The following is a 25,477-nucleotide window of genomic DNA, read 5'->3' on the forward strand; positions in this document are numbered from 1 at the left end:
TTCCCCGGTCGACCGGGGAAACCGACGGAGCCCGGCGACCCTCAGCCCGCCGACACCTCCAGCGGCGCGACGTCCACCGAGACCCGCAGGGTGGAGGTCGTCGCCTCGGTGAAGATCACGCCCTTCACCGGCGGCACGTCGCCGTAGTCGCGGCCCCAGGCCAGGGTGACGTAGCGCTCGCCCGCGACCTGGTCGTTGGTGGGGTCGATCGCCAGCCACCCGCCGGAGAGCGGCAGCCACACCGCCACCCAGGCGTGGGAGGCGTCGGCGCCGACGATCCGCTCGCGGCCGGGCGGCGGATCGGTGGCGAGGTAGCCGCTGACGTAGCGCGCCGCGAGCCCGTGGGCGCGCAGGCAGGCGAGCGTGAGGTGGGCGAAGTCCTGGCACACCCCGGCCCGCTTCTCCAGCGTGTCGGCCACGGTCGAGGTGACGGTGGTGGCGGTCTTGTCGTACTCGAAGTCGCGGTGGATGCGGTGCATCAGGTCGAGCACCGCCTCGCCGAGCGGACGCCGGCGGGTCAGCGACTGCGCCCCGTAGGCCGCCGCCCCCCGCGTGGGCTCGGCCAGGCCGGACGGCAGGGCGAAGTCGGTGACCTCCCACGCGTCCGGCAGGTCGGGGTGCACCAGCGGACGCGCCCGCTCCCACGGCATCGCCAGCGCCGCGGCGTCGTGCTCGAGCTCGGCCACGTCGACCTCGCTGACGGCGTCGATCACCAGCCGCCGGTGGGGCGTGGTCACCTGGAACCAGGTCGTGGTGTTGCCGTAGCAGTCGACGTCGTCGCGCGCGTCGGCCGGCACGGGCGCCACCTCGACGCGCGCGGCGCGCACCTCCTGCCAGGGCAGCGAGCGCGGCGTCAGGTAGGCGACGCCGTAGGAGTCGGTGACGTCGTCGTCGTAGCCGTAGGCCGTGCGGTGGGTGACCCGGTAGCGCCTCATCGCGCCTCCCCCTCGGGGTCGTCGGGCCGCTCGGCAGCGGCAGCGCCCTCGTCACCGGCGACGGCAGCGTCAGCGGCGTCCTCGGCCCGCGCCGGCACCAGCTCGGGGCCCTCGGGACGCCCGGGGTCGCCGGGCACCAGCGTGGCGGCGCCGAGCAGGCGCGGGGCGGGACCGGAGGCGAAGTGCACCTCGGCGATCGCGTCGGAGAGCCGGGCCACCGAGGCGGTCATGCGCTCGAGGAACGCCTCGAGGTTGGGCCGGCCGACGCCGCCGATCGCCACCAGCGTCGCGACGTCCTGGGCCCGCACCTGCTCCAGCAGGTCGGCCACGAGCCGCTCGGGACGCGACGAGCCGGTCGAGGCCGGCAGCGCCGCGAGGTGCGCGGCGACCTCGCCGAGGGAGAACGCCAGGGAGCGCGGGTTGTCGGCGTCGAGCACGAGCAGCTCGAAGACGCTGGCCGGACGCACGTAGCCCCGGTAGCGCCGCCGGTGGGTGACGGCGCTCTCCGCGGCCTGCAGCACGCAGCCGAGCACGGTGCGGTCGACGTCGAGCCCGCGTCGCTCGGTGACGGTGGCTCGCAGCAGGTGGCACACCTGCAGTGCGCGCTCGATCGAGCGGCCGGCGCCGATCATGTGCCAGCCGGGGTCGCGCATCATGCTCGCGGTGACGCCCTGGAGGGAGAGGATGCCGGTGAGCGCGCGCCCGGCCGACTCCGCGATCTGGTGGCTGTGGGGGTCGGCGCGCAGGGCGTCGGCGGCGCGGTCGGTGGCGCCGAAGACCCGCCAGATGTCGGGCGAGAGCTGGTCGCGCACCCCGGCGAGCGCCTCCCACATGCCGCCGAGGGCGTGGGCCAGCGAGCCGGAGCGCTCGCCGTCGAGCAGCAGGGAGCGGAACTCGGCGTCGACGTCGTCCTCGTGCCGGCGGCCCGCCAGCCGGGCGGACGCGCCGAGCAGCACCCCGAGGCTGACGGCGCCGGTGGTGCCCGGGCGGGTCTTGTAGTCCTCGGCCACCGCGTGCGTGGTGAGCACCAGCCGGACGAGGTCTTCGGCGCGCTCGGCGTAGCGGCCGAACCAGAACATGTCCTCGAGGATGCGCGGCACCGTCACCGACACCGAGCGGGCGCTGGTGGTGGCGAGCACCTCGGCGAGGTTCTGGTCGGGCTCGCCGGGGGTGCCCTTGAGCACCCAGACGTCCTTGGTCGTGCGGCCGACGGGGTCGTGGAGGTCCTCGCCGTGCACCGTCGCGAGACCGCCGACGAGCGGACGGTACGACGAGCCGTAGCGCAGCGTGAACGCCCGCAGGGTGAGCGAGCGCGGCCGCACCCGCCCGCCGGCCCCGCCGGCGCCCCGGCCGCGCCCCGGGGCCGTGCGCTCCCACGTGGGCGCCTGGGAGAGCGGCAGCCGCTCCTGCCCGACGTAGCGGTGCGGCGCGGCGAGCAGGCGGGCGGTGAGCTCCTCGCGTCCCAGGCCGCGCAGCGCGTCGGCGGCGCCGTCGATCGGCCGGACGCTCAGCTCGGGCAGCCGGTCGAGCACCTGCTCCAGGCCGTCCGGCTCGCCGCACCACCAGGTGTCGACGCTCGGCAGCCGCAGCGGCTCGCCGAGCAGGGCCTCGCAGGCCGCGGGCAGGTAGGGCAGCAGCCCGGGGCTCTCCAGCACGCCCGCGCCCAGGCCGTTGACGACGCGCACCCGCCCGCGTCGCACCGCCTCGGTGAGCCCGACGACGCCGAGCTGCGACTCCCCGCGCAGCTCCAGCGGATCGCTCCAGGCGGCGTCGACGCGGCGCAGGATGACGTCGACCCGCTCGAGGCGTCCGGGCACCCGCAGGTGCACCCAGCCGTCGCGCACCACCAGGTCGCTGCCCTGGACGAGCGGGAAGCCGAGGATCGAGGCGATGAACGCCTGGTCGTAGGCGGTCTCGGAGTGCGTGCCCGGCGAGAGCACGACGACGCGGGGGTCGGCGAGGTCGCCGTTGGCGCTCTGCAGCAGCGCCGAGCGCATGGCCCAGAAGTACGGCTCCATGCGGTGCAGGCCGGCCTCCCGGTACAGCTCCGGCATGACCCGGGAGACGACGCGGCGGTTCTCCATCGCGTAGCCGAGGCCGGACGGGGCCTGCGCGCGGTCCGCCAGCACCCGCCACCGGCCCTGCGCGTCGCGGCCGAGGTCGGCGGCGGCGAAGACCAGCGGACGCCGGTCGACCGCGCCCTCGCGGGCCACCACCCGCACGAAGCCCGGGTGCCCCCGCACCACGGCGGCCGGGACGATCCGCTCGCGCAGCAGCCGCTGCTCGCCGTAGAGGTCGACCAGCACGGCGTTGAGCAGCTCGGCCCGCTGCGCCAGGCCCACCTCGAGCGGCGCCCAGCCGGCGGCGTCGACGATCAGCGGCACGGGGTCGAGGCGCCACGGCTCGGTGCGGCGTCCGGGGGGCGCGTAGGTGACGCCGTCGTCCTCCAGCACGCGGGCGATGTCGCGGTCGACCCGCGCGAGGTCGGCGGGGGTCAGCCCGACGGCGAGCTCGGCCAGGCCCTTCCAGGCCGCCCGCAGCCCGCCGTCGGGCGCGACGACCTCGTCGTACCGCGCCGGCTCGGCGCCGCCCGCGAGGGTCGGCTGGGCGAGGCCGGCGACGTAGTCGCGCAGCGCGGTCACCGGCGGATCACGTCCGGGGCGGGCGCGCCGGCACCCGGCGCAGGTCGAGCGTGCGGGGGTGCTCCGGGCTGGCGGCGCGCAGCGCGGCCTCGCGCAGCGCGGCGACGTCGACGCGTCCGGACGTGTGGCCGTGCGCCTCGAACCGCCGGGCACGCCGCGCCTCGGCCTCGGCGGCGTTGACCGGCGCGGTCGCGTAGGCCCGGCCGCCGGGATGCGTCACGTGGTAGGTCGCGCCGCCGAGGCTGACGCCGGCGTGGACGTCGACCACCTCGAGGTGCAGCGGCGCGTGCACCGCGATCGAGGGGTGCAGCGCCGACCACGGCTGCCACGCGCGGTACCGGACGCCGGCGTAGTGCTCGCCGGGTCGGTCGGTGGCGGTCAGGGGCACCGGCACACCCTGACACGTGACGAGGTGCTGCCGCGGGTCGATCCCACGCACCGTGACCTGCAGCCGCTCGACCGAGGAGTCGACGTAGCGGGCGGTGCCGCCCGCGGTCGCCTCCTCGCCCAGCACGAGCCACGGCTCGATGCCCGCGCGCAGCTCCAGCTCGACGTCGGCGGCCGGCACGCGGGCGACCCCGAGCCGCGGGAACCGGAACTCCAGGAACGGCTCGAGCCAGGCGTCCTCCAGCGCCAGCCCCGCCGAGCGCAGCTCGTCGAGCACCGCCCGGGCGTCGCGGCGGACGCCCTCGTGCAGCAGCAGGTCGTCGTGCAGCCGGGTGCCCCAGCGGACGAGCGGGGCGCGCTCCCCGCGCTCGGCCCGCTCCCAGGTCAGCGCCACCAGCGCGCGGACGAGCAGGGCCTGCACCAGGGCCATCCGCGGGTGCGGCGGCATCTCGAAGCCGCGCAGCTCCAGGAGCCCGAGGCGGCCGCGGCCGGAGTCGGGGGAGTACAGCTTGTCGATGCACAGCTCGCTGCGGTGGGTGTTGCCGGTCAGGTCGGTGAGCAGGTGGCGCAGCGCGCGGTCGACCAGCCAGGGCCGCGGCTCGAGGCCGTCGGCGTCCAGCGCGGCGGTGATGCGATCGATCTCGGCCAGCGCGATCTCCATCTCGCCGACCGCCTCGGGGCGGCCCTCGTCGAAGCGCGGCGCCTGGCTGGTCGGGCCGACGAACCGGCCGGAGAACAGGTACGACAGGCTCGGGTGCCGCTGCCAGGTCGCCACGAGGCCGGCGAGCAGGGCCGGACGCCGCAGCAGCGGGGAGTCGGCCGGCGTCGGGCCGCCGAGCGTCAGGTGGTTGCCGCCGCCGGTGCCGGTGTGGGTGCCGTCGAGGTCGAACTTCTCGGTGGTCAGGCGGGCCAGCCGCGCCTCCTCGTACAGGCCCTCGGCGAGCTCGCGCAGTTCGGCCCAGGAGCCGCTGGGCTGCACGTTGACCTCGACGACGCCGGGGTCGGGGGTCACCGAGAGCACGCGCAGTCGCGGGTCCGGCGGCGGCTGGTAGCCCTCGAGCACCACCGGGACGCCGGCCCGCGCCGCGGCCCGCTCGACCAGGCGCACCAGCGCGACGTAGTCCTCCAGGCGCGCCACCGGCGGCAGGAACACGTGCACGTGTCCGTCGCGGGCCTCGACGGCCACGGCGGTGCGGGCGACGTCGTCCGCCGCGGCCTCGGCGACCGGGGGCGGCTCGGGCGGCTCGGCGCGGAGCGGGGCCGGGGCCAGGGTCGTCGGCTGCGCCTCGGCGGGCGGCGGCGTCCAGGCGATCGCGTCCAGCGGCAGCCGCAGGCCCACGGCGCTGGTGCCCGGCGTCAGCACCAGGCGACCCCGGCGGAACCGCCAGCGCGGCGCCGTCCAGCCCTCCTCGCCGGTGGTGAGCGGCAGGACGTACCCCGCGGGGTCGTGGCCGGCCTGCTGGGCGGCGTCGAGCTCGGCGACCCGCGCCGCGTCGGCGCCCTCGTCGTCGTGCGGGTCCGGCCGCGCGCCGACGGGGCGACGGACCTCCTCGACCAGCGCGGCCAGGGGGTCCTCGTGCGCGGCGAGCAGGTGCTCCTCGGGCAGGTCGAGCTCGGCGAGCAGGGCGACGCCGACGGCGTGCGCGTCGGCGGTCGTGCGGACGCCGTCGGGCGACCACGGGTCGGCCAGCAGACCGGGGTCCTCCCACAGGGGGACGCCGTCCGCGCGCCACTGCAGGGCGATGCTCCAGCGCGGCAGCGGCTCGCCGGGGTACCACTTGCCCTGGCCGCGGTGCACCAGGCCGCCCGTGGCGTGGCGCTCGAAGAGGCGCTGCGCGAGGCGTCCGGCCAGCTCCCGCTTCTGCGCGCCGTCGGCGTCGGTGGCCCACTGCGCGGCGGCGGGATCGGCGGGGTCGACCGGACGGTCCAGCGCCACGAAGGTCGGCTCGCCGCCCATCGTCAGCCGGACGTCGCCGGCCGCGAGCCGGGCGTCGACCGCCTCGCCGACCGCGTCGATGCGCGCCCACTGCTCGTCGGTGTAGGGCAGCGTGACGCGGGGGTCCTCGTGGACGCGGCGCACCTCGTTGCTGAAGGAGAAGGTCACCTCGACCGGCTCGGTGGCGCCCTCGATCGGCGCGGCCGCGCTCGGGTGCGGGGTCGCCGAGAGCGGCAGGTGGCCCTCGCCGGCGAACAGCGCGCTGGTGGGGTCGAGCCCGACCCAGCCCGCGCCGGGCACGAAGACCTCGCACCAGGCGTGCAGGTCGGTGAAGTCCTCGGCCGGCCCGCTCGGCCCGTCCAGCGACTCCTGGTCGGCGGCCAGCTGCACCAGGTAGCCGGAGACGAACCGCGCCGCCAGGCCCAGCTGGCGCAGCAGCGCGACGAGCAGCCACGCGGAGTCGCGGCACGAGCCGACGGCCAGGCGCAGGGTCTCGTCGGGGGTCTGGACGCCCGGCTCCATCCGGACGCTGTAGGCCACCGCCTCGTGCACGGCCCGGTTGACGTCGGCGAGCAGCTGCACGGTCGGCAGGCCGTCGTCCGGCAGGGTGCGCAGGACGGCCAGGCCCTCCCGGAACGCGGCGGCGTCCTCGGCGTCCTCGACCGGGCGCAGGTAGGGGGCGAGGTCGGCGGCGAGCGCCTCGTCGTAGTCGAAGGGGAACCGCTCGGCCGACTCCTCGACGAAGAAGTCGAACGGGTTGATCACCATCAGGTCGGCCACGAGGCCCACCGTGATCTCGAGCCGGTCCGTCGGCTTCGGGAAGACCAGGCGGGCCTGCCAGTTGCCGAACGGGTCCTGCTGCCAGTTCACGAAGTGCTCGGCCGGCTCGACGTGCAGCGCGTACGCCTCGATCGGCGTCCGGCAGTGCGGCGCCGGCCGCAGGCGCACCACGTGGGGCGCCACCGCCACCGGCTCGGCGAACGCGTAGGTGGTGCGGTGCTCGAGGGCCACCTTGATCGACATGCGCCCCAGGGTGGCCGACCCGTGTTGCGGGGAGGTGAAGCGGGTGGGTCCCCCGGTCTCGTCGGTGTGACGTGTCGGGTGGCCCGCACGGCATGTAACGCGGGGTTCGCCGCATCTGTGCACCCTCAATATGGGGCGCACAGAGTGGCTGAACCCCGCGTTACATGCGGCGAGCGGCCCGCACCAGCGCCCCGAGCCCCAGCGCGACCAGCCCGAGCGCCACGCCCAGGCCGGCGCCGGTGGCGTTGTCGATCACGTCCGTGACGTCGCACGCGCGGTCGAGCCGGGCCAGCTCCAGCTGGGTGAGCTCGATGCCCGCGGAGTACACGACCAGCACCACCAGCCCCAGGGGCGCCACGGCCCAGGCCAGCAGCCGCGGCCGCAGGCGTCCGCTCCGTCCGGCGCGCTCGGCCAGCGCCCCTGCCAGCAGGACGACGAGCACGCCGGACGGCACGAACAGCGCCGTGTTCAGCGCCCGCTGGCCGGAGCCGAAGATCCAGAACCCCTGCGGTGCCGGCCCGCCCACGTCGAAGGAGCAGCCGGGCAGGCGCGCGTCCGCGTAGACGACGCCGGGCGCGCCCTGCGCCGGGATCAGGGTCACCAGGCCGACGACCACCAGGCTCCACGCGAGCGCCGCGAGCACGATCGCCAGCGTCGGGCCCAGCCGACGCCGCGCGAGCACGGCGAGCGCCGCCAGCAGGAGCCCCGAGAGGGCCGCCCCGAGCAGCATGACGGGGACGCCACCGACCGGGAACACCCGGGCGAGGCTACGCGAGCACGACCTCCCCGCCGGGCACCCGGGGGAGGTCCCGCCCGAGGGTGACGTCGAGCGGGTTGGTCAGGCACCGGATCGAGCCGCCGCCCAGGTGCAGCTCCGAGACGTCGACCAGCACCACGTCGAAGCCCCACTCCTCGAGCCGGGCGCGCACCCGGTCGGGGCACGCCGGCATGACGACGGTCGCCCGGTCGCCGGGACGCGCGGCGGGGACGACCACGGAGTTGGCGCAGAACGTCGTCAGCGCCTCCTCCTCGGTGAGCACCAGCGGCTCGGGGACGAGGTCGAGCAGCGCGCGGGCCGAGGCGTCGTCGAGCGCGGAGGGGCAGACGAGCGCGCGCCGCTCGTCGAGGGGGCAGAAGGCGAGGTCGAGGTGGTACATGCCGGGGTGGGTGATCCGCAGCCCCCGCACCCGGACGTCGAGGGCCCGCGCGAGCGGCTCGAGGGCGCGCAGCTCGGTGCGCGGTCCGTGCCCGACGACGAGCGCGTCGCCGAAGGCGAACGCGTCGCCGGCCTCCAGGTGGGGCCCGACGCCGTCGCGCCCGAGCTCGTCGCAGTGCCAGCCGGCGGCGCCGAACCAGGCCCGCGCGGAGTCGGTCTCGTGCCGGCGCTCGGCGTAGCGCATGTGCGAGAGCAGCAGACGCGCCTCGCCGTCGGCCCGGCCGCGGTCGACCAGCCCGAGCCCGAGGTTCATCGCGTAGACCATGTCGGGGGAGTCCGAGCGCTGGGGCAGGACGTCGACCCGCGCGCCGAGCCCGCGCAGGGTCGCGACCAGCCGGTGCCACTGCTCGAGGGTGCGCCCCGGGTCGGGCTGCCGGGCGGGGTCCATGAACGGGTTGATGACGTACTCGATGCGGAAGTGCCGCGGCTCGACCATCGCGTAGTGGCGGCCCCAGGCCAGCGGCTCGACGTGCTCCGGCGCCGCGCTCGACGGTGACGGCGTCGGCCTGATGGGCGTGGTGGTCATGACGGGCTCCCTCCGGCAGGTGGCGCCCCGCGGATCGCGCGGATTGCCAGATTGTCCGACAATCCTACAACGGTAGGCTTCGTCCGGTGACCCCCGCCCCCGATGTCTTCGCCGGCCTGCAGGTCGACCTCTCCACGACGGTCGACCGCGTCGCCGAGGAGCTGCGCCGCGCGATCTTCGACGGCGAGCTCGAGTCGGGGACGGCCCTGCGCGAGGTGGCGCTCGCCGGCAGCCTCGGCGTCTCCCGCTCGACGGTCCGCGAGGCGCTGGCCCTGCTCGTCGCCGAGGGCCTGGCGGTCCGCGAGCCCAACCGCGGCGTCAGCGTGGCGATCCCCGACGCCGAGGCCGTCTCCGACCTCTGCCACGCCCGCCTGGTGCTCGAGGGCGCCGGGGTGCGCGCCTGGGCGCAGGCGGACGAGGCCGCGCGGGCCCACGTCCGGGAGCGCCTGGCGGCCTACACCGGCGCGGTCGCGGACGGCGCCGGCTACCGCGAGCTCAACGCCCGGCACCTGGCCTTCCACGTCGCGCTCGTCGAGCTCACCGGCTCGCCCCGCCTGGTCGCGATGCAGGAGAGCCTCGTCCGCGAGCTGCGCCTGGCGCTCGCGCAGGTCGAGCGCATCCGCCGCAACGCCCACGACCAGGCCGACACCCACGCCGAGCTCGTCGCGCTGCTCGACGCCGGCCGCCTCGACGACGCGCTGACCTTCCTCGACGCGCACCTGGCCGGCGCCGAGACCGCGATCCTCGCGGCTCTCGCCCTCGGCGCCTGACGGCGGCCCGGGGAGACCGACGGGGCGCCGGCCCACCCGCCCCTACGGCAGGATCACCCCATGACCCGCCTCGTGTCCCGCTTCGTGCCCACCGTCGTCGCCCTCGCGGTGGCGGCCTGGCTGGTGGCCGGCATCCGCTTCTCCGGCCCGTCGAGCGGCTCGGCGGAGATCGAGCACAAGATCGTCCCGCTGCTGGTCGTGGCGGCGATCCTCACCGTCGTCACCTCCTTCGTGAAGCCGGTGCTGACGCTGCTCTCGATCCCCTTCATCGTCCTCAGCCTCGGGCTGTTCCTGCTGGTCATCAACGCGGCGATGCTGCTGCTCACCTCGGCGGTAGCCGACGCGCTCGACATCGGCTTCCGCGTCGACGGGTTCGGCGCCGCGCTGATCGGGTCGATCCTGATCACGATCGTCACCTGGATCGTCGACGGCTTCGTCGGCGAGGACTGAGCGGTGCCGTCGCCCCTGACGCTCCCCGCCCCGCGCACCCCGGGCCGCTACCGCATCGCGATGGTCTGCCTGGGCAACATCTGCCGCAGCCCGATGGCCGACGTCGTCCTGGCCGAGATGCTCGACGACGCCGGCCTCGCCGCCCGCGTCCAGGTGCGCAGCGGCGGCACCGGCGGCTGGCACGCGGGCGACCCGATGGACCGCCGCGCGGCCGCGACGCTGATCGCCGCGGACCACGATCCCTCGGCGCACCGCGCGCAGCAGGTGCGGCCCGCGTGGCTGGCCGAGGACGACCTCGTGCTGGCCATGGACGCCGACAACCTCGCCGACCTCACCGCCCTGCCGGGCGGCGAGCAGGCCCGCGCCGAGGGCCGGCTGCGGGCCTACCGCGACGCCGACCCGCTCGGCCCCGGCGACGTCCCCGACCCCTACTACGGCGGGCCCGAGGGCTTCGAGCAGGTGCTCGCGATGGTCGAGCGCACCTCGGCCGCGCTGGTCGCGGCGCTCGAGCGGCTCGACCTCGACGCGGTCTGAGCCGAGCGGCACGGGCGCGACTCTCAGACGTCTCAGACGCCGCTCAGTCCCGCCTGGCAGCATGGCCCGCGTGAGTGGTCCCACGTCCGGCGCCCCCGCCGCCAAGCCGCGCGTGCTCGTCGTCGACGACGACCGCGCGGTGCGCGAGTCCCTGCGCCGCTCCCTGGAGTTCAACGGCTACGAGGTCGCGATGGCCTCCGACGGCGCCGAGGCGCTCGCCCGGCTGGGCGCCGGCGGGCAGCACCCCGACGTCGTGATCATGGACGTGATGATGCCGCGGCTCGACGGCATCGAGACCACCAAGGCCCTGCGCCAGGCCGGCCACGACCTGCCGATCCTGGTGCTCACCGCCCGCGACGCCGTCGGCGACCGGGTCGAGGGCCTCGACGCCGGCGCCGACGACTACCTCACCAAGCCCTTCGCGCTGCAGGAGCTGCTGGCCCGGCTGCGCGCCCTGCTGCGTCGCGTCGCGCCGTCGACCGAGGACCCCTCCGAGGTGCTCTCCTTCGCCGACCTCTCCATGGACCTCGCCAGCCGCGAGGTGCATCGCGGCGAGCGGCTGATCGAGCTGACCCGCACCGAGTTCGCGCTGCTCGAGATGTTCCTGCGCCGCCCGCGCCGGGTGCTGGAGCGCTCGTTCATCCTCGAGGAGGTCTGGGGCTACGACTTCCCGACCACCGCCAACTCCCTCGAGGTCTACGTCGGCTACCTGCGCCGCAAGACCGAGGCCGAGGGCGAGGCCCGGCTGCTGCACACGGTGCGCGGCGTCGGGTACGTCCTCAAGGAGACGTGACCCCCGCGCAGGCGGCGCCCGCCGCCCTGGCCCGAGGACGCGCGTGGTGGCGGCGCCGCAGCGACCGCCGGCTCGAGCGCCGCACCCTGGCCGGGCGGGTGATCCTCCTGACCACCGTCGCGGTCGGCTTCGCGGTGACGATCGTCGTCGCCGCCACGTACGCCACCGCCCGCGTGCAGATGTACAACACGCTGGACGACTCGCTGCTCGAGCGCACCCAGGCGGCGGCGTCGGCCGGCTTCGTCGGGGAGTACTCCGTCACCCAGAAGCTGCCGTCGTGGGCGCTGGGCGCGGCCGACGTGCAGATCATCTTCCTCAAGGTCAACGGCAACCGGCTCAACGCCTACAGCGTGGGCGACGGCTCGCCGCTGCCGCAGCCCGACCTGCCGGAGTACCGCGTCGCGATGCGGCAGACGGGGCCGAGCATCCGCACGATCACCGTCGACGGCATCGACTACCGGGTGGCCACGGTGGCCGGCAACCAGGTCGGCCAGGCGCTGATGGTCGCCCAGCCGATGACCGCCACCGAGCGCACGCTGGCCAAGCTCGGCATCGTCGCGCTGGTCGTCGGCGCGCTGGGCGTGCTGGTGGCCGCCGCGGCCGGCTGGGGCGTGGCCCGCAACGGCCTGCGTCCGGTGCGGCTGCTGACGGCCAAGGCCGAGGAGGTCGCCCGCACCGAGGACCTCACGCCGATCCCCGTGCAGGGCGACGACGAGATCGCCCGGCTCTCCGGCGCCTTCAACCAGATGCTGCTCTCGCTGGGCGCCTCCCGCGACCGGCAGCGGCGCCTGGTGGCCGACGCGGGGCACGAGCTGCGCACCCCGCTGACCTCCCTGCGCACCAACCTCGACCTGCTCGACCAGGCCCGCGGCTCGGGCATGACGCTGCCGGAGGAGGCCCGCACCGAGCTGCTCGACGACGTCCGCGCGCAGGTCGAGGAGCTCAGCACGCTGGTCGGCGATCTCGTCGAGCTGGCCCGCGACGAGCCGCTCGCGCAGGTGATCGAGTCGGTGGAGCTCACCGAGGTGCTCGACAGCGCCGTGGCCCGCGTCCGCCGCCGCACGCCGCCCGGCGTCGAGATCGAGGTGCGCTCCGAGCCCTGGGTGGTCGTCGGCGACCCCGCCGCGATCGAGCGCGCGTACACCAACGTGCTCGACAACGCGGTGAAGTGGAGCCCGCCGGAGGCCACCGTGCGGGTCGAGCTGGCCCGCGGCGTCCTCACGGTCGACGACGAGGGCCCGGGCATCGCCGAGGCCGACCGTCAGCGGGTCTTCGAGCGGTTCTGGCGCGCGGAGGAGTCGCGCTCGATGCCCGGCTCGGGGCTGGGCCTCTCGATCGTCGCGCAGACCGCCGCCCGGCACTCCGGCAGCGTCCGGGCCGACCGCTCGCCCGCGGGCGGCGCGCGGCTCGTGCTGGCCCTGCCCGGCGATCCGGCGGAGCCCGGCGAGCGCTAGCCTGCGCCGGTGCCCACCTCCCTCGCCCGGCAGCCCGACGACGCCCAGGCGGGCGAGCCCTTCGCCTTCTTCGCCCCGGACGAGGCCGGCTACCGGCCGCTGTGGCTGGCGCAGAGCAGCTGGAGCGCCGAGCAGGCGCACGGCGTCGCGGTCAGCGGCCTGCTCGCGCACGCCGCCGAGCAGGCGGTGGTCGTCCACGGCCGACGCGAGGAGCTGCGCCCGGCCCGGTGGAGCGTCGACCTGTTCCGTCCCGTCCGCATGACGCCGTGCACCACCCGCGCCGAGGTGCTGCGCTCCGGCGGCCGGCTGCTGCTCGTCGACGTCGTGCTCGAGCAGGACGGCGAGCCGGTGGCCCGCGCCTCGGCGACCTTCCTCAAGCCCACCGAGAACGCGCCCGGACGCACCTGGGCGCCCGACCTCGAGCGTCCCGCCGCGCCGCCGGTCGAGGTGGCCCCGCCGACGACCGACCCGCACGTCCCGTTCTTCCGCAGCGGCGGGGAGTGGAGCCAGCGGTTCAAGGAGCACCAGAACGCCGGCCAGCACAGCCAGTGGACCACCGTGCCCACGGTCGTCGACGGGCAGCCGCGCACGCCGTTCGTCGCCGCCGCAGCCGCCGCCGACGGCGCCAACCTGGTGGCCAACTGGGGCGCCGACGGCGTGCAGCACATCAACGCCGACCTCACCCTCACCCTCGTCCGCGAGCCCGAGGGGGTCTCGCTGGGCCTCACGGTCATCGACCGGCTCGAGGTCGACGGCGTCGTCGTGGCGACCGTGGCTGTCTGCGACCGCCGGGGGCCGCTGGGCAGCGTGGTCGTGACGGGACTGTCGAACCTGCGTCGGGCCATCGACTTCGCGGGCGTGCGCGTCGGCGAGGAGGGGCGCACCGAGCCTGGGGCCTGAGCGCCGGGTCAGAAGCGCAGCGACAGCGCCGAGGCGGCCGCGGCCCAGGCGGGCAGCGAGCCGAGCGCGGCGATCGTCAGGGTCGCCCGGGTGAGCCGGCCCGACGCCGACCAGGCGAGCACGCCGCAGCCGAGGGCGCCGAGCACGGCGCCGGAGCCGAAGAGCGGCAGGTCGTCGCGCACCCGCTCCAGCAGCACCGGCGAGACGCCGATGCCGGTGAGCAGCAGCACCGCGAGCACGACCCACGCCACGCCGACCAGGCCGAGCAGGCCGGCCGAGGCCGCGAGCGAGCGCGCGCGGTCGTCCCGCCGACCACCCGGCAGAACGGGCGGGGTCGGCAGGGTCGAGGCAGCCGCCCCGGCGGGAGCACCGGGACGGCGGGCGGGGAGGAGGGACGACCGCGCGCTCACGTCCCGTTCAACGACGTCCGCCCGCCGAGGTCACGCCCCGCCCGCGATCGCTACTGGGCCATCAGGTTCGGGTCGCGCCACGACCGCTCGAACGGCAGCCGCCAGGCGTGCGGCGCGATCAGCTGGTGGATCGCGTTCGGCCCCCACGAGCCCGGCTGGTAGCTGCGCACCGGCGGCGGGTGCTCGAGCAGCGGCATCGACTTCTCCCACAGCGCCTCGATGCCGGCGGCGCTGACGAACAGCGTGTGGTCGCCGCGCATCGCGTCGTGGATGAGCCGCTCGTAGGCCTCGAGCACCTGCCCGGCGTCCGCGGTGTCGTGGGTCGCGAACTGCATCGACAGCTTGTCGAGCCGCATGCCGGGGCCGGGCCGCTTGCCGTAGAACGACAGCGACATCTTCGACTGGTCGGCGAGGTCGAAGGTGAGGTGGTCGGGCCCCTGCGTGCCGACGTTCGACCCCTTGGGGAACATCGTCAGCGGGGGCTCCTTGAACGCGATGGAGATGATCCGCGCGCCCTCGGCGAGCTTCTTGCCGGTGCGCAGGAAGAACGGGACACCGGCCCAGCGCCAGTTGTCGATCTCGACCTTCAGCGCCACGAACGTCTCGGTGTCGGAGTGGTCGGAGACCGCCTCCTTGCCGCGGTAGCCGGTGTACTGGCCGCGCACCACGTTGCCCGGCTCGAGGGGTCGCATCGAGCGGAAGACCTTGAGCTTCTCGTCGCTGATCGGGCCGGGCGTCAGCGAGGTCGGCGGCTCCATCGCCATGAACGCGAGCACCTGCATGAGGTGCGTGACGACCATGTCGCGGTAGGCGCCGGTGGCCTCGTAGAAGACCGTGCGGCCCTCGAGCCCGAGGGTCTCGGGGACGTCGATCTGCACGTGGTCGATGAAGTTGCGGTTCCAGATCGGCTCGAAGAGGCCGTTGGCGAACCGGAACGCCAGGATGTTCTGCGCCGCCTCCTTGCCGAGGAAGTGGTCGATGCGGAAGACCTGCGACTCGTCGAACACCTCGTGCACGGCGGCGTTGAGCCGGATCGCGGAGGCGAGGTCGGTGCCGAACGGCTTCTCCATGATGATCCGGCTGCGCTCGACCAGCCCGGCCTCGTCGAGCTGGCGGACGACGTCGAGCGCGGCCTTGGGCGGCACGCTCAGGTAGTGCAGGCGGCGCTTGTCGTCCAGGGCGCCCGGCAGCTGCTCCTCGACCCGGCGCACCTCGTCGGCCAGCGCGCCCGGCCCCGCGGCCTGCGGCACGTAGGTGAGCATCTCGCTGAACGCCGCCCAGCCGGCCTCGGTGAGCGCGCCCTTGCCGAACTCCTCGATCGCCGCGCGGGCGATCTTCACGAACGCCTCGGTGTCGACGTCCTCCAGCGAGGTGCCGACGATGCGCGCGTCGTTGAGCAGGCCGGCCTCGTGCAGCCGGAACAGGCCGGGCAGCAGCTTGCGGCGGGCCAGGTCGCCGGTGGCGCCGAAGAGCACGACGACGTGGGGCTTCTCCTCCATGCCGCTCACCGTAGACCGCCGATGTTGCGGCGTGGTGACGCCCGAGGGGAGGGGCGCGGGTCAGGCGTCCGGATCAGGCGTCGTCGAGCACCCGCAGCACGCGGGCGGCCTTGAGCAGCGCCTCGGCGTGCTCGTCGGCGACCTCGGAGAGCACCGTGACGCCCCCGCCCGTCCCGACCTGCCAGGTGCCGTCGCCCGCGGTGGTGAGGCTGCGGATGACCACGCCGAGGTCGGCCCGGCCGTCGGCGCCGATCCAGCCGAAGGCGCCGGAGTAGACGCCGCGGGGGTCGGCCTCGACCTCGGCGATGACGCTCATCGTCCGCAGCTTCGGGGCGCCGGTCATGGAGCCGGCCGGGAAGAGCGCCCGCAGCGCCGCGACGGTCGGGACGTCGCGACGCAGGCGGCCGCGCACGGTGCTGACCAGCTGGTGCACGGTCGCGTAGGTCTCGACCTGCATCAGCGCCGGCACCTCCACGGTGCCGGGCTCGCAGACCAGGGACAGGTCGTTGCGCAGCAGGTCGACGATCATGAGGTTCTCGGCGCGGAACCGCGGTGCGGAGCGCAGCCGCTCCCGCTGCGAGGCGTCCGCGTCGGGCTCGGCGAGCCGGGGCAGGGTGCCCTTGATCGGCTTGGTCTCGAGCCGGCGGGGGCCGTCGGGGGCGGCGGGGTCCTCGGGTCCGATCAGCGCGTACCGCTCGGGGCTGCTGCTGAGCAGCCAGCCGGTGGCGCCCGGCACGGGCGAGCGGTGCTGGAGGAAGCCGGCGTACGGCGCCGGGTTGAGCGCTCGCAGCCGCAGGTAGGCGGAGGCCGGGTCGAGGTCCGCGGCCGCCCGCAGCCGCATCGTCAGGTTCACCTCGTAGGTGTCGCCGGCGTGGAGCCGCTCCTGCACCTGCGCGAACGCCCGCCGGTAGCCCGCCGGGGGAGCCTCGTGCGCGGACCCCGGTGGCGCGGGCTTCGGTCGCGCCGGCTCTGGCGGGACGGCGCGCTGCTCGTCGGGGAGGTGGTCGACTAACCGCAGGTGGGACGGGCGCATCCACACCGCGTCGGGCACGTGCGCGGCGTCCTCGGAGGTCGGGACTCGCGCCGGCAGGTCGGGACGGGACGCGTAGCCGAACCACCCGAGCCAGTGGGCGTCGCGCGGGCCGGCGTCCAGCTCGGCCTGCAGGACGACGAAGGGGTCGTCGCCGACGACCTCGGCGCGCCCGTCCCGATGGCGCAGCACCTCGCGGCGGCCGGCGTCGTAGGTCAGCGAGACGTCGTCGGGCTCGCACCAGGCGAGGATCGAGCGGCGTCCGGACCAGTCGCGGGCGCCGCCGCCGTCGAGCCAGGCGCAGCGGTCGTGGCGGGCCGCGACGTCGGCGAAGGTCCGGGCGAGCGCGTCGGCGTCGAGCCTCACGGCGCCGTCCCGGTGCCGAAGGCGGGGTCGAGGAAGGCCGCGACGATCCGCGCGCCGTGCTCGGAGAGGATCGACTCGGGATGGAACTGCACGCCCGCGATCGGCAGCGTGCGGTGGCGCACGGCCATGGTGAGGCCGGTGAGCCGGTCGACGGCGGTGCGCTCCAGGCAGGACGGCAGGCTCAGCGCGGCGAGCGAGTGGTAGCGGACGGCCGCGAACCCCTGCGGCAGCCCGGCGAACAGGCCGCGGGCGTCGTGCTCGATCTCGGCGAGCACCCCGTGTCCGGGCGCGACCCGTCCGACGGCGCCGCCGAACGTCGTCACGATGCCCTGGAGGCCCAGGCAGACGCCGAGCACCGGACGCGCGCCGGCCTCGAGCACGGCGCGGCCGACGCCGAAGTCGGCGGGGTCGTCGGGCCGGCCCGGTCCGGGGGAGAGCACGACGTGGTCGTGGGCGAGCACCGTCGCGGGGTCGACCTCGTCGTGCTGCACCACCGTCGGGACGACGCCGGTGACGCCGGCGATCAGGTGCACGAGGTTCCAGGTGTAGGAGTCGTGGTGGTCGACCACCACCACGTCCGGCACGTCCGGCCCGGCGCCCCCCACGTCCGCCCCGCGCCGGCTCAGGCGAGCAGGCGCGCGACGATCGCGTGCAGCAGCTCGTCGCCCCGCTCGGTGAGGATCGACTCGGCGTGGAACTGGATGCCGGTGTAGTGCGGGCCGCGCAGCACGTGGACGTCGCCGGTGTCGGGGTCGGCGTCGACCTCGACGCCGTCGGGCAGCCCGCCCTCGCCGACCCGACCGACGAAGGTGTTGTAGAAGCCGACGCGCTCGCGGCGGCCCTCGACGCTCAGCGTCGCCTGGGTGCCCTGGAAGACGATGTCCTTGTAGTGCAGCGGCAGGCCGAGCCGCTCGCAGAGGGTCTGGTGGCCCAGGCAGACGGCCAGGAACGGGGTGCCGGCGGCCAGCAGGGCGTCGACGGCCCGCCGGACGGTGGCGATCTTGGCGTCCTCGCCGTCGCGCGGGTCGCCCGGGCCGGGGCCGACGATCACCAGGTCGTAGCCGTCGAGCACGCCGTCGCGGTAGTCCTCGTGCCGCACGACGTCGGTGGCCAGGCCGAGCACGCCGAGCACGTGGCGCAGCATGTTCACGAAGTCGTCCTCGTTGTCGAGGATCACCACCCGCTTGCCGGCCAGGCGCGGGTCGGGGTCGCCGCCCTCCTGGTCGGTGAGCCAGAAGGTCGAGAGCCGCCGGTTGCGGGCGGCCAGGGCGAGCAGGACGTCCTCGTCGGCGGCGAGCCGCGCGACGTCGGCGGCCGGCACGGTGGGCGCGTCGACCAGGCCGAGGGCGCTGAGGATGCCGCCGGCCTTCGCGTGGGTCTCGGCGACCTCGTAGGCGGGGTCGGAGTCACGCACCAGCGTCGCCCCGGCCGTCACCTTCAGCCGACCGTCGAGGTCGACGTCGGCCGAGCGGATGACGATCGGCGAGTCGACGACGGCGCCGCCCTCGGCGTCGCGCCCCAGCACCGCGAGCGCGGCGCCGTAGTAGCCGCGTCCCTCGGTCTCGTAGCGCTTGATCAGGCGGCAGGCGTTCTCGACCGGGGAGCCGGTGACGGTGGCCGCGAACATCGTGTCGCGCAGCACGGCGCGGGGGTCGCGGTCGGTGCGGCCCGCGAGCAGGTACTCGGTGTGCATGAGGTGGGTCATCGGCTTGAGGAACGGGCCGAGCACCTGGCCGCCCTCGGAGCAGATGTCGCACATCATCTTGAGCTCCTCGTCGACCACCATGAAGAGCTCGTAGACCTCCTTCTCGTCCGCGAGGAACTCCAGGAGGCGGGCCTTGACCTCGGCCTCGGACGGTGCCGGCGCCCCCGCGGCGGCGCGCGGGATGCGGAAGGTGCCGCTGATCGGGTTCATCCGCACGTCGCCCTCGTGGATCGACACGTGCCGCTCGGGGCTGGCGCCGATGAGGTAGCGGTCGCCGGTGAAGAGGACGTAGGTCCAGTACGCGCCGCGCTCGCGCTGGAGCAGCCGGCGCAGCACGGTGAGCGCGACGTCGGCGCTCCAGTCGGCCACCTGCGCGCGGTAGTGCCGGCCGACGACGAGGTTCGCGCCCTCGCCCTGGCCGATCTCGTCGCGGATGATCCGCTCGACGACCTGCGCGTACTCCTCGTCGGAGGTCTCGAACCCGCCGCGGTCGACGAACTCCACCGGCACCGGCTCGATGGCCGCGATGACGTCCTCGACGCTGCACTCGATCTCGACGTCGACGTCGACGACCACCAGCGGCGCGCCGTCGTCGTGCGCCTCGAAGCCCCGCTCGCGCACCTGCCGGAACGGCACCGCCAGCAGCCGGTCGGCCACGCGTCCGGGCTCGGGCGGGCCCTCCTCCAGCGGCACGTCCAGCAGCGACTCGACCACGCTGCGGCGTCCGCCCAGCAGCCCGACGGTGTCGCGATCGCCGGCGCGGGTCGAGCGGCGGATGATCGCCCACGCCTCCTGACCCCGGATCGCCTCGATTCCGTCGCGGGCGCGGGTCACGGGGTCGGTCATGGGGCGCAGCCTAGTGGGGCGCGTGGGTGGCGAGTTTCGTCGGTCAGCCGACGAAACTGTCGCTTGGACGATGAAACTTCACCGTGCAGGCGACAGTTTCATCGGTCAGCCGATGAAACTGCGCGCTCCGCCCCTCCGCTCACCCCACCACGCTCAGCACCTGCGTGGCTCGCGTGAGCACGACGTAGAGCGTGGCGCGTCCGGTGGCGGACTCGTCCTCGATCTCCTGGGGACGCACGACGACGACGCCGTCGAACTCCAGGCCCTTGGTGTCGAGGCCGGTGAGCACGACCACCCGGTCGTCGCCGGACGGCGCGCCGCTGGCGGCGATCGACTCCCGGGCGTGCGGGGCGTCGTCGGCCAGCTCGGGCCACGACGCGAGCCAGGCGTTGGCCTCGGCCCGGCGCGCCACCGGCACGACGACGCCGACGGTGCCCTCGACCCGGCCGGCCAGGTCGACCACCGCGGCCCGGACGGCCGACTCGAGGTCGGGCTCGTCGCTCAGCTCGAGGGGCTCGACGCCGGTGGAACGCACGGCCGTGGGCAGATCGGCGTCCAGCCCGACCCGGCGCGCGTAGGCGGCGGCGTAGGCGTAGATCTCCGAGGAGTTGCGGTAGTTGGTGGAGAGGTGGAAGGCGTGGACGACCTTCTTCTCCAGTGCCTCTGCGCGGGCGGCCTCGGCCTCGGCGGGCACCGGCCAGGACGACTGCGCGGGGTCGCCGACGATCGTCCAGGTGGCGGTGCGGCCGCGGCGACCGACCATCCGCCACTGCATCGGCGTGAGGTCCTGCGCCTCGTCGATGAGGACGTGGGCGAACGGGTCGTCGTCGATCCGGTAGGTCGGCGGGGTCCAGCCGCGCCCCGAGGAGAACTCGCGGTCGGCCGCGGTCATCAGCTCGCTGACGTCGCGGCCGCCGTCGAGCAGGCCGGTGTCGTCGAGCGCGGTGTCGTCCTCCGCGCGCGAGGGCACGTCGCCGAGCGCGTAGCGCAGCTCGTCGAGCAGCGGCACGTCCTCGACCGAGAGGTCGACGTGGCCCTGCTCCCACGACTTCAGCAGCAGCCGCTGCTCCTCGGCGGTCAGGACGCCGTCGGCGACCCGGGCGAGCAGCTCGGGCTCACGGAGCCAGTCGAGCACCTCCCGCGCCTCCAGCGCCGGCCACCAGGCGGCGGCGAACGCGAGGAACCGCTCGTCGGAGCGCAGGTCCTCGTCGAACGCCGCCCGCCCCCGCTCGCGGCCGCGCTCGCTGCGCACCTGCCGCCACAGCTGGTCGAGCAGCGCCTGCGGGACGCGCGGCAGCTGGCGATTGCGGCGCCCCTGCGACATCAGGCTGCGGCGGACGCGGCCGAGCGTGCCGCGGTCGAGCCGCAGCACGTCGTCGCGGTAGAAGACGCGGAACTCGTCGGGGCTGCCGGGGGCCTGCTGGCGGGCGACCCGACGCATGACCTCGGCCATCCGCGCCGAGCCCTTGACGTCGGCGACCGCGGGCTCGTCGCGGCGCACCGCGCGGACGCCGTCGACGACCTCGCCGAGCGAGCGCAGCGCCACCGCCGTCTCGCCGAGCGAGGGCAGCACGCGCTCGATGTAGCGCATGAAGACGCCCGAGGGACCCACGACGAGCACGCCGCCGGACTCGTAGCGTCGCCGGTCGCTGTAGAGCAGGTAGGCGACGCGGTGCAGCGCCACCACGGTCTTGCCGGTGCCCGGGCCGCCCGAGATGGCGACGACGCCCTTCGCGGGCGCGCGGATGGCGCGGTCCTGCTCGGCCTGGATCGTCGCGACGATCGAGTGCATGGAGCGGTCGCGGGCGCGGGAGAGCTGGGCCATCAGCGCGCCCTCGCCGACGATCGGCAGGTCCAGCCCGGACGCCTCCAGCGCCTCGGCGTCGAGCAGCTCGTCCTCGACGCCGAGCACGGTGCGGCCCTTGCTGCGCAGCACCCGGCGGCGCAGCACGCCGTGCGGCTCGGCGGCCGTCGCCTGGTAGAACACCGCGGCCGCGGGCGCGCGCCAATCGATGAGCAGCGAGTCGCGCTCGTCGTCGCGCAGGCCGATGCGACCGATGTAGCGCGGCTCGCCGTCGAGCTCGGGCCGCAGGTCGAGCCGGCCGAACACCAGGCCCTCGTGGGCGGCGTCGAGCTGGGCGATGCGCTTGGCGGCCTGGAAGACCATGGCGTCGCGCTCGACGAGGCCGCCCTCGTGTCCGAGCCGGCCGCGCTCGTGGCCCTCCCGCGCGAGCTGCTGCGCCTGCTGGGTCGACGCCGTCAGCTGGGCGTGCACCCGGTCGACGAACGCCTGCTCGCGGGCGGTCTCCGCCGCCGCCACGTCCTCGGTCATGCCGTGCTGCCTTCCGTGCCCCGTGCGGGTGCCCGCCGGGACGCAGCGCCCCGGCCGGACCGCCCACGACCGCGCGTCGCGGGCACCCGAGATTACGCCGTCGCGCCGCTGTCGGCGCGGCCGGGTGCCGGTGGGCCGCCGGTTTCCCCGGATATCAGGGAGAACTGGACGTTGTCAGGGGAAACTTCGCCTGACAACGTCCGGTTTCCCCGGACATCCGGGGAAACCTGCACACTTGCGGGACGCCCGGGACGCCCGGGACGCCCGGGACGCCCGGGACGGATGGGACTCACCGCCCCCGCGTGAGGAATGCGGTCATCGCGGCCTTGGCCTCGTCGGAGGCGAAGAGTCGGGCGGAGAGGGCGGCGAGGTCGGCGCCGCGAGCGTCGAGGTCGGCGACGATCTCGCGCACCAGCAGCGCCTTGGTCTCGCGCAGGCCCTGGAGCGCGCCGGCGGCGAGGGTCGCGACGACGGCCGCCACCCGCGCGTCGAGCTCGGCGTCGGGCACCACCTCGGTCACCAGGCCCATGGCGGCGGCCTCGCGGGCGCCGAACGGCTCGCCGCCCAGGGCGGTGAGCGCGGCGGCGCGCGAGGTCATCCGCGGCAGGACCGTCAGCGAGATCGCCGCGGGGGCGAGGCCGAGCCGCACCTCGGTGAGCGCGAAGGTCGCCCGCTCGGCGGCGATCGCGACGTCGGCGGCGGCGACGATGCCGGTGCCCCCGGCGCGCACGGCCCCCTGGAGCCGGCACACCACCGGCTTGCCGAGGGTGAGGATCTGCCGCTGCAGGTCGACGATCGCCTGCGCGCCCTCCTCCATCGAGCCCGCGCCGGCCTCGCTCAGGTCGGCCCCGGAGCAGAACACCGAGCCGGTGGCCGCGATCACCACGACCCGGACGGCGTCGTCGGCGTCCGCGCGGCGCAGCGCGTCGACCAGACCGCCGACCAGCGCCCGCGAGAGGGCGTTGCGGTTGTGGGGGGAGTCGAGGGTGACGGTCGCGACCGCGCCGGCCACCTCGTAGTGCACCCGGACGGCGGGCGGGGGGCTGTCGACGGAGGTCTCGTTCACGGGGCCGATCCTGCCGCGTGCGGGCCCCGAGCAGGTGGTCCGCCTCACCCCGGAGGTCGACATCGTCGTCGGACGGGGCCCACCCCATCCGATCGCCCCGTCGGCGGCGAACACCCTGCATGACGTCACGAGACCCCGCACCCGGCACCACCCCGGCAACCGACACCACCCGTGGCGGTCGCGTGCTCGGACGGCTCGGCTTGGGCCTCGCCGGCGTCCTGGCGACGCTGGTCGGCATGGCCGCCGGTCACCTGGTCGCGAGCCTGCTGATCCCGGCGTCCTCGCCGGTGCTGGCGGTCGGCTCCGCGGTCATCGACGCTACGCCCACGCCGATGAAGGAGTGGGCGATCCGCAACTTCGGCAGCAACGACAAGGTGATCCTGATCGGCTCGGTCATGGTCGTCGTGCTGCTGGTCTCCTCGCTCGCCGGCTTCCTGGCGCGCCGCCGCCTCGCCTACGGCGCGGGCTTCCTGGTGCTGCTGGTGGCCGTGGCGGCCACCGCGGCCCTCACCCGCCCGACCGCGGGCCTCGAGGACGCCGTCCCGAGCCTGGTCGCCGCGATCGCGGGCGTCCTGGCGCTCGGCGTCCTGATCCGCGCCGGCCAAGGGCTGCCCGTCCTCCCGCGTCGCTCGCCCGCCCCGAAGCCCGCCGTCTCGCCCGAGGTCGCCCGCGGACTGCGCGCGCCCGACGAGCCGGCCCCGCAGCCGGCCGGTGCCAGCCGACGCGGCGTGCTCATCGCCGGCGGCGTGCTCGCCGTGCTCGCCGGCGCCATGGGCGGCGTCGGCCGGTTCATCAACTCCTACCGCTCGCGGCCCGAGGACATCGCGCTGCCCACGCCGTCCAGCCCCGCGCCCCCGCTGCCGACCGGCCTGGAGAGCAAGATCAAGGGCATCACGCCCCTGCGCATCGCCAACGCCGACTTCTACCGGGTCGACACCCGGCTCGACACGCCCGTGCTCTCGGCCGGCGACTGGACGCTCACCATCGACGGCGACGTCCGCAACCAGCTGGAGCTCACCTTCGACGACCTGCTCGGCATGGAGCTGATCGAGCGCGACATCACCATGACCTGCGTCTCGAACAGCGTCGGCGGCCCGTACGTCGGCGCCGCCCGCTGGCTCGGCGTCCGGCTCACCGACCTGCTCGACATGGCCGGCGTCGGCGACCAGGCCGACCAGATCCTCTCCACCGACTTCGACGGCATGAAGATCAGCACGCCGCTCGACCTCGCCACCGACGGCCGCGACGCGATGATCGCCATCGGCATGAACGGCACCGCCCTGCCGCGCGAGCACGGCTTCCCGGCGCGGATGATCGTCCCCGGTCTCTACGGCTTCATCTCCGGCACCAAGTGGGTCACCAAGCTCACGCTGACGACCTACGCCGCCGAGACCGCCTACTGGACCGACCGCAAGTGGGCCACCGACGCCCCGATCAAGATCTCCACCCGCATCGACCTGCCCCGCGCGCTGCAGATGCTCCAGCCCGGCAAGCAGACGGTCGGCGGAGTGGCCTGGGCCCAGCAGCGCGGCGGCATCGAGAAGGTGCAGGTGCGCATCGACGGCGGCGCCTGGGAGGACGCCACCATGGGCCCCGACGTCAACAGCGACTACTGGCGTCAGTGGTACTACGAGTGGGACGCCACCTCCGGCCAGCACTCGGTCTCGGCCCGCGCGATCAGCGGCAACGGCGAGGAGCAGTCGGCCGTGCAGATGCTGCCGTTCCCGGAGGGCTCCAGCGGCATCCAGAACATCCTCGTCAACGTCAGCTGACGACGGCACCCTCCCCGCGTCTGCAGCGTCCCGCGAGGCACACAGCGGCGCAGCGACGGCGCAGCGGCCCGTCCCCCGGCACCGGGGACGGGCCGTTGTCGCGTCCGCAGGTAAAAACCCACCCCTTCGACCAATCCGTCCTTGGGGCGGTGGCGAAGACCAGATGTCAGTCCCCGGGATCACTCCCGATCGAAAGCCACACGGAAGGCAAGCCCCATGAAGAGCACCACCCTCCGCCGTACCGGCGCCATCGCCGCCTCCACCGCCGTCCTCGCCCTCGGCCTCGTGGCCTGCGGCAGCGACGACAACGCGTCCGACACCGCCGCCGGTGGCGAGACCTCCGCCGCCGCGTCGCCGTCGGAGTCGGCCGCCGCCGAGGGCGCCGGCGCCCAGGTCTTCGGCCCCGCCTGCTCGGCCGTCCCGACCTCGGGCAAGGGCTCGTTCGACGGCATGGTCAACGACCCGGTCGCGACCGCCGCCAGCAACAACCCGCTGCTCAAGACGCTGGTCAAGGCTGTCGGCATCGCCGGCCTGGGCGACACCCTCAACGGCCTCGAGGCCGCCACCGTGTTCGCGCCCACCGACGACGCGTTCGCCGCCGTCCCCTCGGCCACCCTGAACGCCGTCCTCAAGGACAAGGCGCTCCTCACCAAGGTCCTCACGCACCACGTGCTCCCCGAGAACCTGAACCCGCAGGACGTCATCGGCACCCAGAAGACCGTCAACGGCGACGAGCTCACCGTCGCGGGCGACACCTCGGCCGGCGTGACCGTGAAGGACGCCAAGGTCACCGCCAAGGTCCTCTGCGGCAACATCCCCACCAAGAACGCCACGGTCTACGTCATCGACAAGGTGCTCGTCGGCGCCAAGTGACGTTTGCCTGAT

General features: G+C 75.1%; 20 protein-coding genes. 8 read left to right on the top strand and 12 right to left on the bottom strand.

The genetic code is table 11. The features are described 5' to 3' along the window. Nucleotides 1-41: 41 nt before the first annotated feature. From K8Z61_RS15910 to K8Z61_RS15930, 5 genes are all read right to left on the bottom strand, one after another. The gene (locus K8Z61_RS15910) at nucleotides 42-935 is read right to left on the bottom strand and encodes a transglutaminase family protein (protein ID WP_224130940.1); all 894 of its coding nucleotides are present in this window, start codon (nucleotides 933-935) and stop codon (nucleotides 42-44) included. Further along, nucleotides 932-3,577, bottom strand: a complete 2,646-nt coding sequence (locus tag K8Z61_RS15915; protein WP_224130942.1) for a circularly permuted type 2 ATP-grasp protein — start codon at nucleotides 3,575-3,577, stop codon at nucleotides 932-934. Before K8Z61_RS15915 ends, K8Z61_RS15910 begins: the two co-directional genes overlap by 4 nt. A 7-nt stretch (nucleotides 3,578-3,584) precedes the next feature. Beyond that, complete coding sequence (locus K8Z61_RS15920) at nucleotides 3,585-6,923, bottom strand: DUF2126 domain-containing protein (RefSeq protein ID WP_224130943.1); 3,339 nt, start codon at nucleotides 6,921-6,923, stop codon at nucleotides 3,585-3,587. A gap of 160 nt (nucleotides 6,924-7,083) precedes the next feature. Then, nucleotides 7,084-7,680 carry a VanZ family protein gene (locus K8Z61_RS15925; RefSeq protein WP_224130944.1) on the bottom strand — a complete coding sequence of 199 codons (597 nt, stop codon included), beginning with the start codon at nucleotides 7,678-7,680 and terminating at the stop codon, nucleotides 7,084-7,086. Nucleotides 7,681-7,690: 10 nt separating this feature from the next. Beyond that, nucleotides 7,691-8,665, bottom strand: coding sequence for a dimethylarginine dimethylaminohydrolase family protein (locus K8Z61_RS15930; protein ID WP_224130945.1), 975 nt, complete (start codon nucleotides 8,663-8,665; stop codon nucleotides 7,691-7,693). A gap of 86 nt (nucleotides 8,666-8,751) precedes the next feature. On the opposite strand from K8Z61_RS15930, the gene K8Z61_RS15935 reads away from it, so the two are divergent. The 6 genes from K8Z61_RS15935 to K8Z61_RS15960 all read left to right on the top strand — a co-directional run bounded on the left by K8Z61_RS15935 (nucleotide 8,752) and on the right by K8Z61_RS15960 (nucleotide 13,566). Further along, a complete protein-coding gene (locus tag K8Z61_RS15935; RefSeq protein ID WP_224130947.1) occupies nucleotides 8,752-9,435 on the top strand; it encodes a GntR family transcriptional regulator in 684 nt (227 codons plus the stop codon). A gap of 60 nt (nucleotides 9,436-9,495) precedes the next feature. Beyond that, complete coding sequence (locus tag K8Z61_RS15940) at nucleotides 9,496-9,885, top strand: phage holin family protein (RefSeq protein ID WP_224130948.1); 390 nt, start codon at nucleotides 9,496-9,498, stop codon at nucleotides 9,883-9,885. A 3-nt stretch (nucleotides 9,886-9,888) separates the two neighbouring features. Continuing rightward, nucleotides 9,889-10,419 (top strand): low molecular weight protein-tyrosine-phosphatase, encoded by a 531-nt coding sequence (locus K8Z61_RS15945; RefSeq protein ID WP_224130950.1) that lies wholly within the window; start codon nucleotides 9,889-9,891, stop codon nucleotides 10,417-10,419. Nucleotides 10,420-10,489: 70 nt separating this feature from the next. Continuing rightward, the gene (locus K8Z61_RS15950; protein ID WP_224130951.1) at nucleotides 10,490-11,212 is read left to right on the top strand and encodes a response regulator transcription factor; all 723 of its coding nucleotides are present in this window, start codon (nucleotides 10,490-10,492) and stop codon (nucleotides 11,210-11,212) included. Beyond that, nucleotides 11,209-12,666, top strand: coding sequence for a HAMP domain-containing sensor histidine kinase (locus K8Z61_RS15955; protein ID WP_224130953.1), 1,458 nt, complete (start codon nucleotides 11,209-11,211; stop codon nucleotides 12,664-12,666). Before K8Z61_RS15950 ends, K8Z61_RS15955 begins: the two co-directional genes overlap by 4 nt. Nucleotides 12,667-12,675: 9 nt before the next feature. Beyond that, nucleotides 12,676-13,566, top strand: a complete 891-nt coding sequence (locus K8Z61_RS15960) for an acyl-CoA thioesterase domain-containing protein (protein WP_224130954.1) — start codon at nucleotides 12,676-12,678, stop codon at nucleotides 13,564-13,566. Nucleotides 13,567-13,574: 8 nt separating this feature from the next. Here the strand turns inward: K8Z61_RS15960 and K8Z61_RS15965 are convergent, their stop codons facing one another. The 7 genes from K8Z61_RS15965 to K8Z61_RS15995 all read right to left on the bottom strand — a co-directional run bounded on the left by K8Z61_RS15965 (nucleotide 13,575) and on the right by K8Z61_RS15995 (nucleotide 22,820). Then, a complete protein-coding gene (locus tag K8Z61_RS15965; protein WP_224130956.1) occupies nucleotides 13,575-13,976 on the bottom strand; it encodes a hypothetical protein in 402 nt (133 codons plus the stop codon). Between the two features lie 50 nt (nucleotides 13,977-14,026). Continuing rightward, nucleotides 14,027-15,475, bottom strand: a complete 1,449-nt coding sequence (zwf, locus tag K8Z61_RS15970) for a glucose-6-phosphate dehydrogenase (RefSeq protein WP_224130958.1) — start codon at nucleotides 15,473-15,475, stop codon at nucleotides 14,027-14,029. A 73-nt stretch (nucleotides 15,476-15,548) separates the two neighbouring features. Further along, the gene (locus K8Z61_RS15975) at nucleotides 15,549-16,871 is read right to left on the bottom strand and encodes an anthranilate synthase component I family protein (RefSeq protein WP_224130959.1); all 1,323 of its coding nucleotides are present in this window, start codon (nucleotides 16,869-16,871) and stop codon (nucleotides 15,549-15,551) included. Next, on the bottom strand, nucleotides 16,868-17,446 hold the full coding sequence (locus K8Z61_RS15980) for an aminodeoxychorismate/anthranilate synthase component II (RefSeq protein WP_224130960.1): 579 nt from the start codon (nucleotides 17,444-17,446) through the stop codon (nucleotides 16,868-16,870). The genes K8Z61_RS15975 and K8Z61_RS15980 overlap by 4 nt, the downstream gene beginning before the upstream one ends. Nucleotides 17,447-17,493: 47 nt before the next feature. After that, complete coding sequence (locus K8Z61_RS15985) at nucleotides 17,494-19,422, bottom strand: anthranilate synthase family protein (protein ID WP_224130962.1); 1,929 nt, start codon at nucleotides 19,420-19,422, stop codon at nucleotides 17,494-17,496. 139 nt (nucleotides 19,423-19,561) lie between these two features. Then, the gene (locus K8Z61_RS15990; protein WP_224130963.1) at nucleotides 19,562-21,754 is read right to left on the bottom strand and encodes a UvrD-helicase domain-containing protein; all 2,193 of its coding nucleotides are present in this window, start codon (nucleotides 21,752-21,754) and stop codon (nucleotides 19,562-19,564) included. A 289-nt stretch (nucleotides 21,755-22,043) separates the two neighbouring features. Beyond that, nucleotides 22,044-22,820: an enoyl-CoA hydratase-related protein gene (locus K8Z61_RS15995; RefSeq protein WP_224130965.1), complete on the bottom strand. Its 777-nt coding sequence runs from the start codon at nucleotides 22,818-22,820 to the stop codon at nucleotides 22,044-22,046. A 119-nt stretch (nucleotides 22,821-22,939) separates the two neighbouring features. Between K8Z61_RS15995 and K8Z61_RS16000 the strand changes: the two genes are divergently transcribed. Both K8Z61_RS16000 and K8Z61_RS16005 read left to right on the top strand, forming a co-directional pair. Next, nucleotides 22,940-24,592 (top strand): molybdopterin-dependent oxidoreductase, encoded by a 1,653-nt coding sequence (locus K8Z61_RS16000; protein WP_224130966.1) that lies wholly within the window; start codon nucleotides 22,940-22,942, stop codon nucleotides 24,590-24,592. Between the two features lie 216 nt (nucleotides 24,593-24,808). Beyond that, the gene (locus K8Z61_RS16005) at nucleotides 24,809-25,465 is read left to right on the top strand and encodes a fasciclin domain-containing protein (protein WP_224130967.1); all 657 of its coding nucleotides are present in this window, start codon (nucleotides 24,809-24,811) and stop codon (nucleotides 25,463-25,465) included. Nucleotides 25,466-25,477 lie beyond the last annotated feature (12 nt).

It is taken from the genome of Nocardioides sp. TRM66260-LWL (assembly GCF_020075545.1).
In the GTDB taxonomy this organism is placed as follows: Bacteria; Actinomycetota; Actinomycetes; order Propionibacteriales; family Nocardioidaceae; genus Nocardioides.

Bases quoted from the DNA above. Each gene is read 5' to 3' on its own strand.
- K8Z61_RS15910 (WP_224130940.1), bottom strand. From the start codon at position 935: ATGAGGCGCTACCGGGTCACCCACCGCACGGCCTACGGCTACGACGAC.
- K8Z61_RS15920 (WP_224130943.1), bottom strand. From the start codon at position 6,923: ATGTCGATCAAGGTGGCCCTCGAGCACCGCACCACCTACGCGTTCGCC.
- K8Z61_RS15930 (WP_224130945.1), bottom strand. From the start codon at position 8,665: ATGACCACCACGCCCATCAGGCCGACGCCGTCACCGTCGAGCGCGGCG.
- K8Z61_RS15940 (WP_224130948.1), top strand. From the start codon at position 9,496: ATGACCCGCCTCGTGTCCCGCTTCGTGCCCACCGTCGTCGCCCTCGCG.
- zwf (WP_224130958.1), bottom strand. From the start codon at position 15,475: ATGGAGGAGAAGCCCCACGTCGTCGTGCTCTTCGGCGCCACCGGCGAC.
- K8Z61_RS15985 (WP_224130962.1), bottom strand. From the start codon at position 19,422: ATGACCGACCCCGTGACCCGCGCCCGCGACGGAATCGAGGCGATCCGG.
- K8Z61_RS15990 (WP_224130963.1), bottom strand. From the start codon at position 21,754: ATGACCGAGGACGTGGCGGCGGCGGAGACCGCCCGCGAGCAGGCGTTC.
- K8Z61_RS16000 (WP_224130966.1), top strand. From the start codon at position 22,940: ATGACGTCACGAGACCCCGCACCCGGCACCACCCCGGCAACCGACACC.
- K8Z61_RS16005 (WP_224130967.1), top strand. From the start codon at position 24,809: ATGAAGAGCACCACCCTCCGCCGTACCGGCGCCATCGCCGCCTCCACC.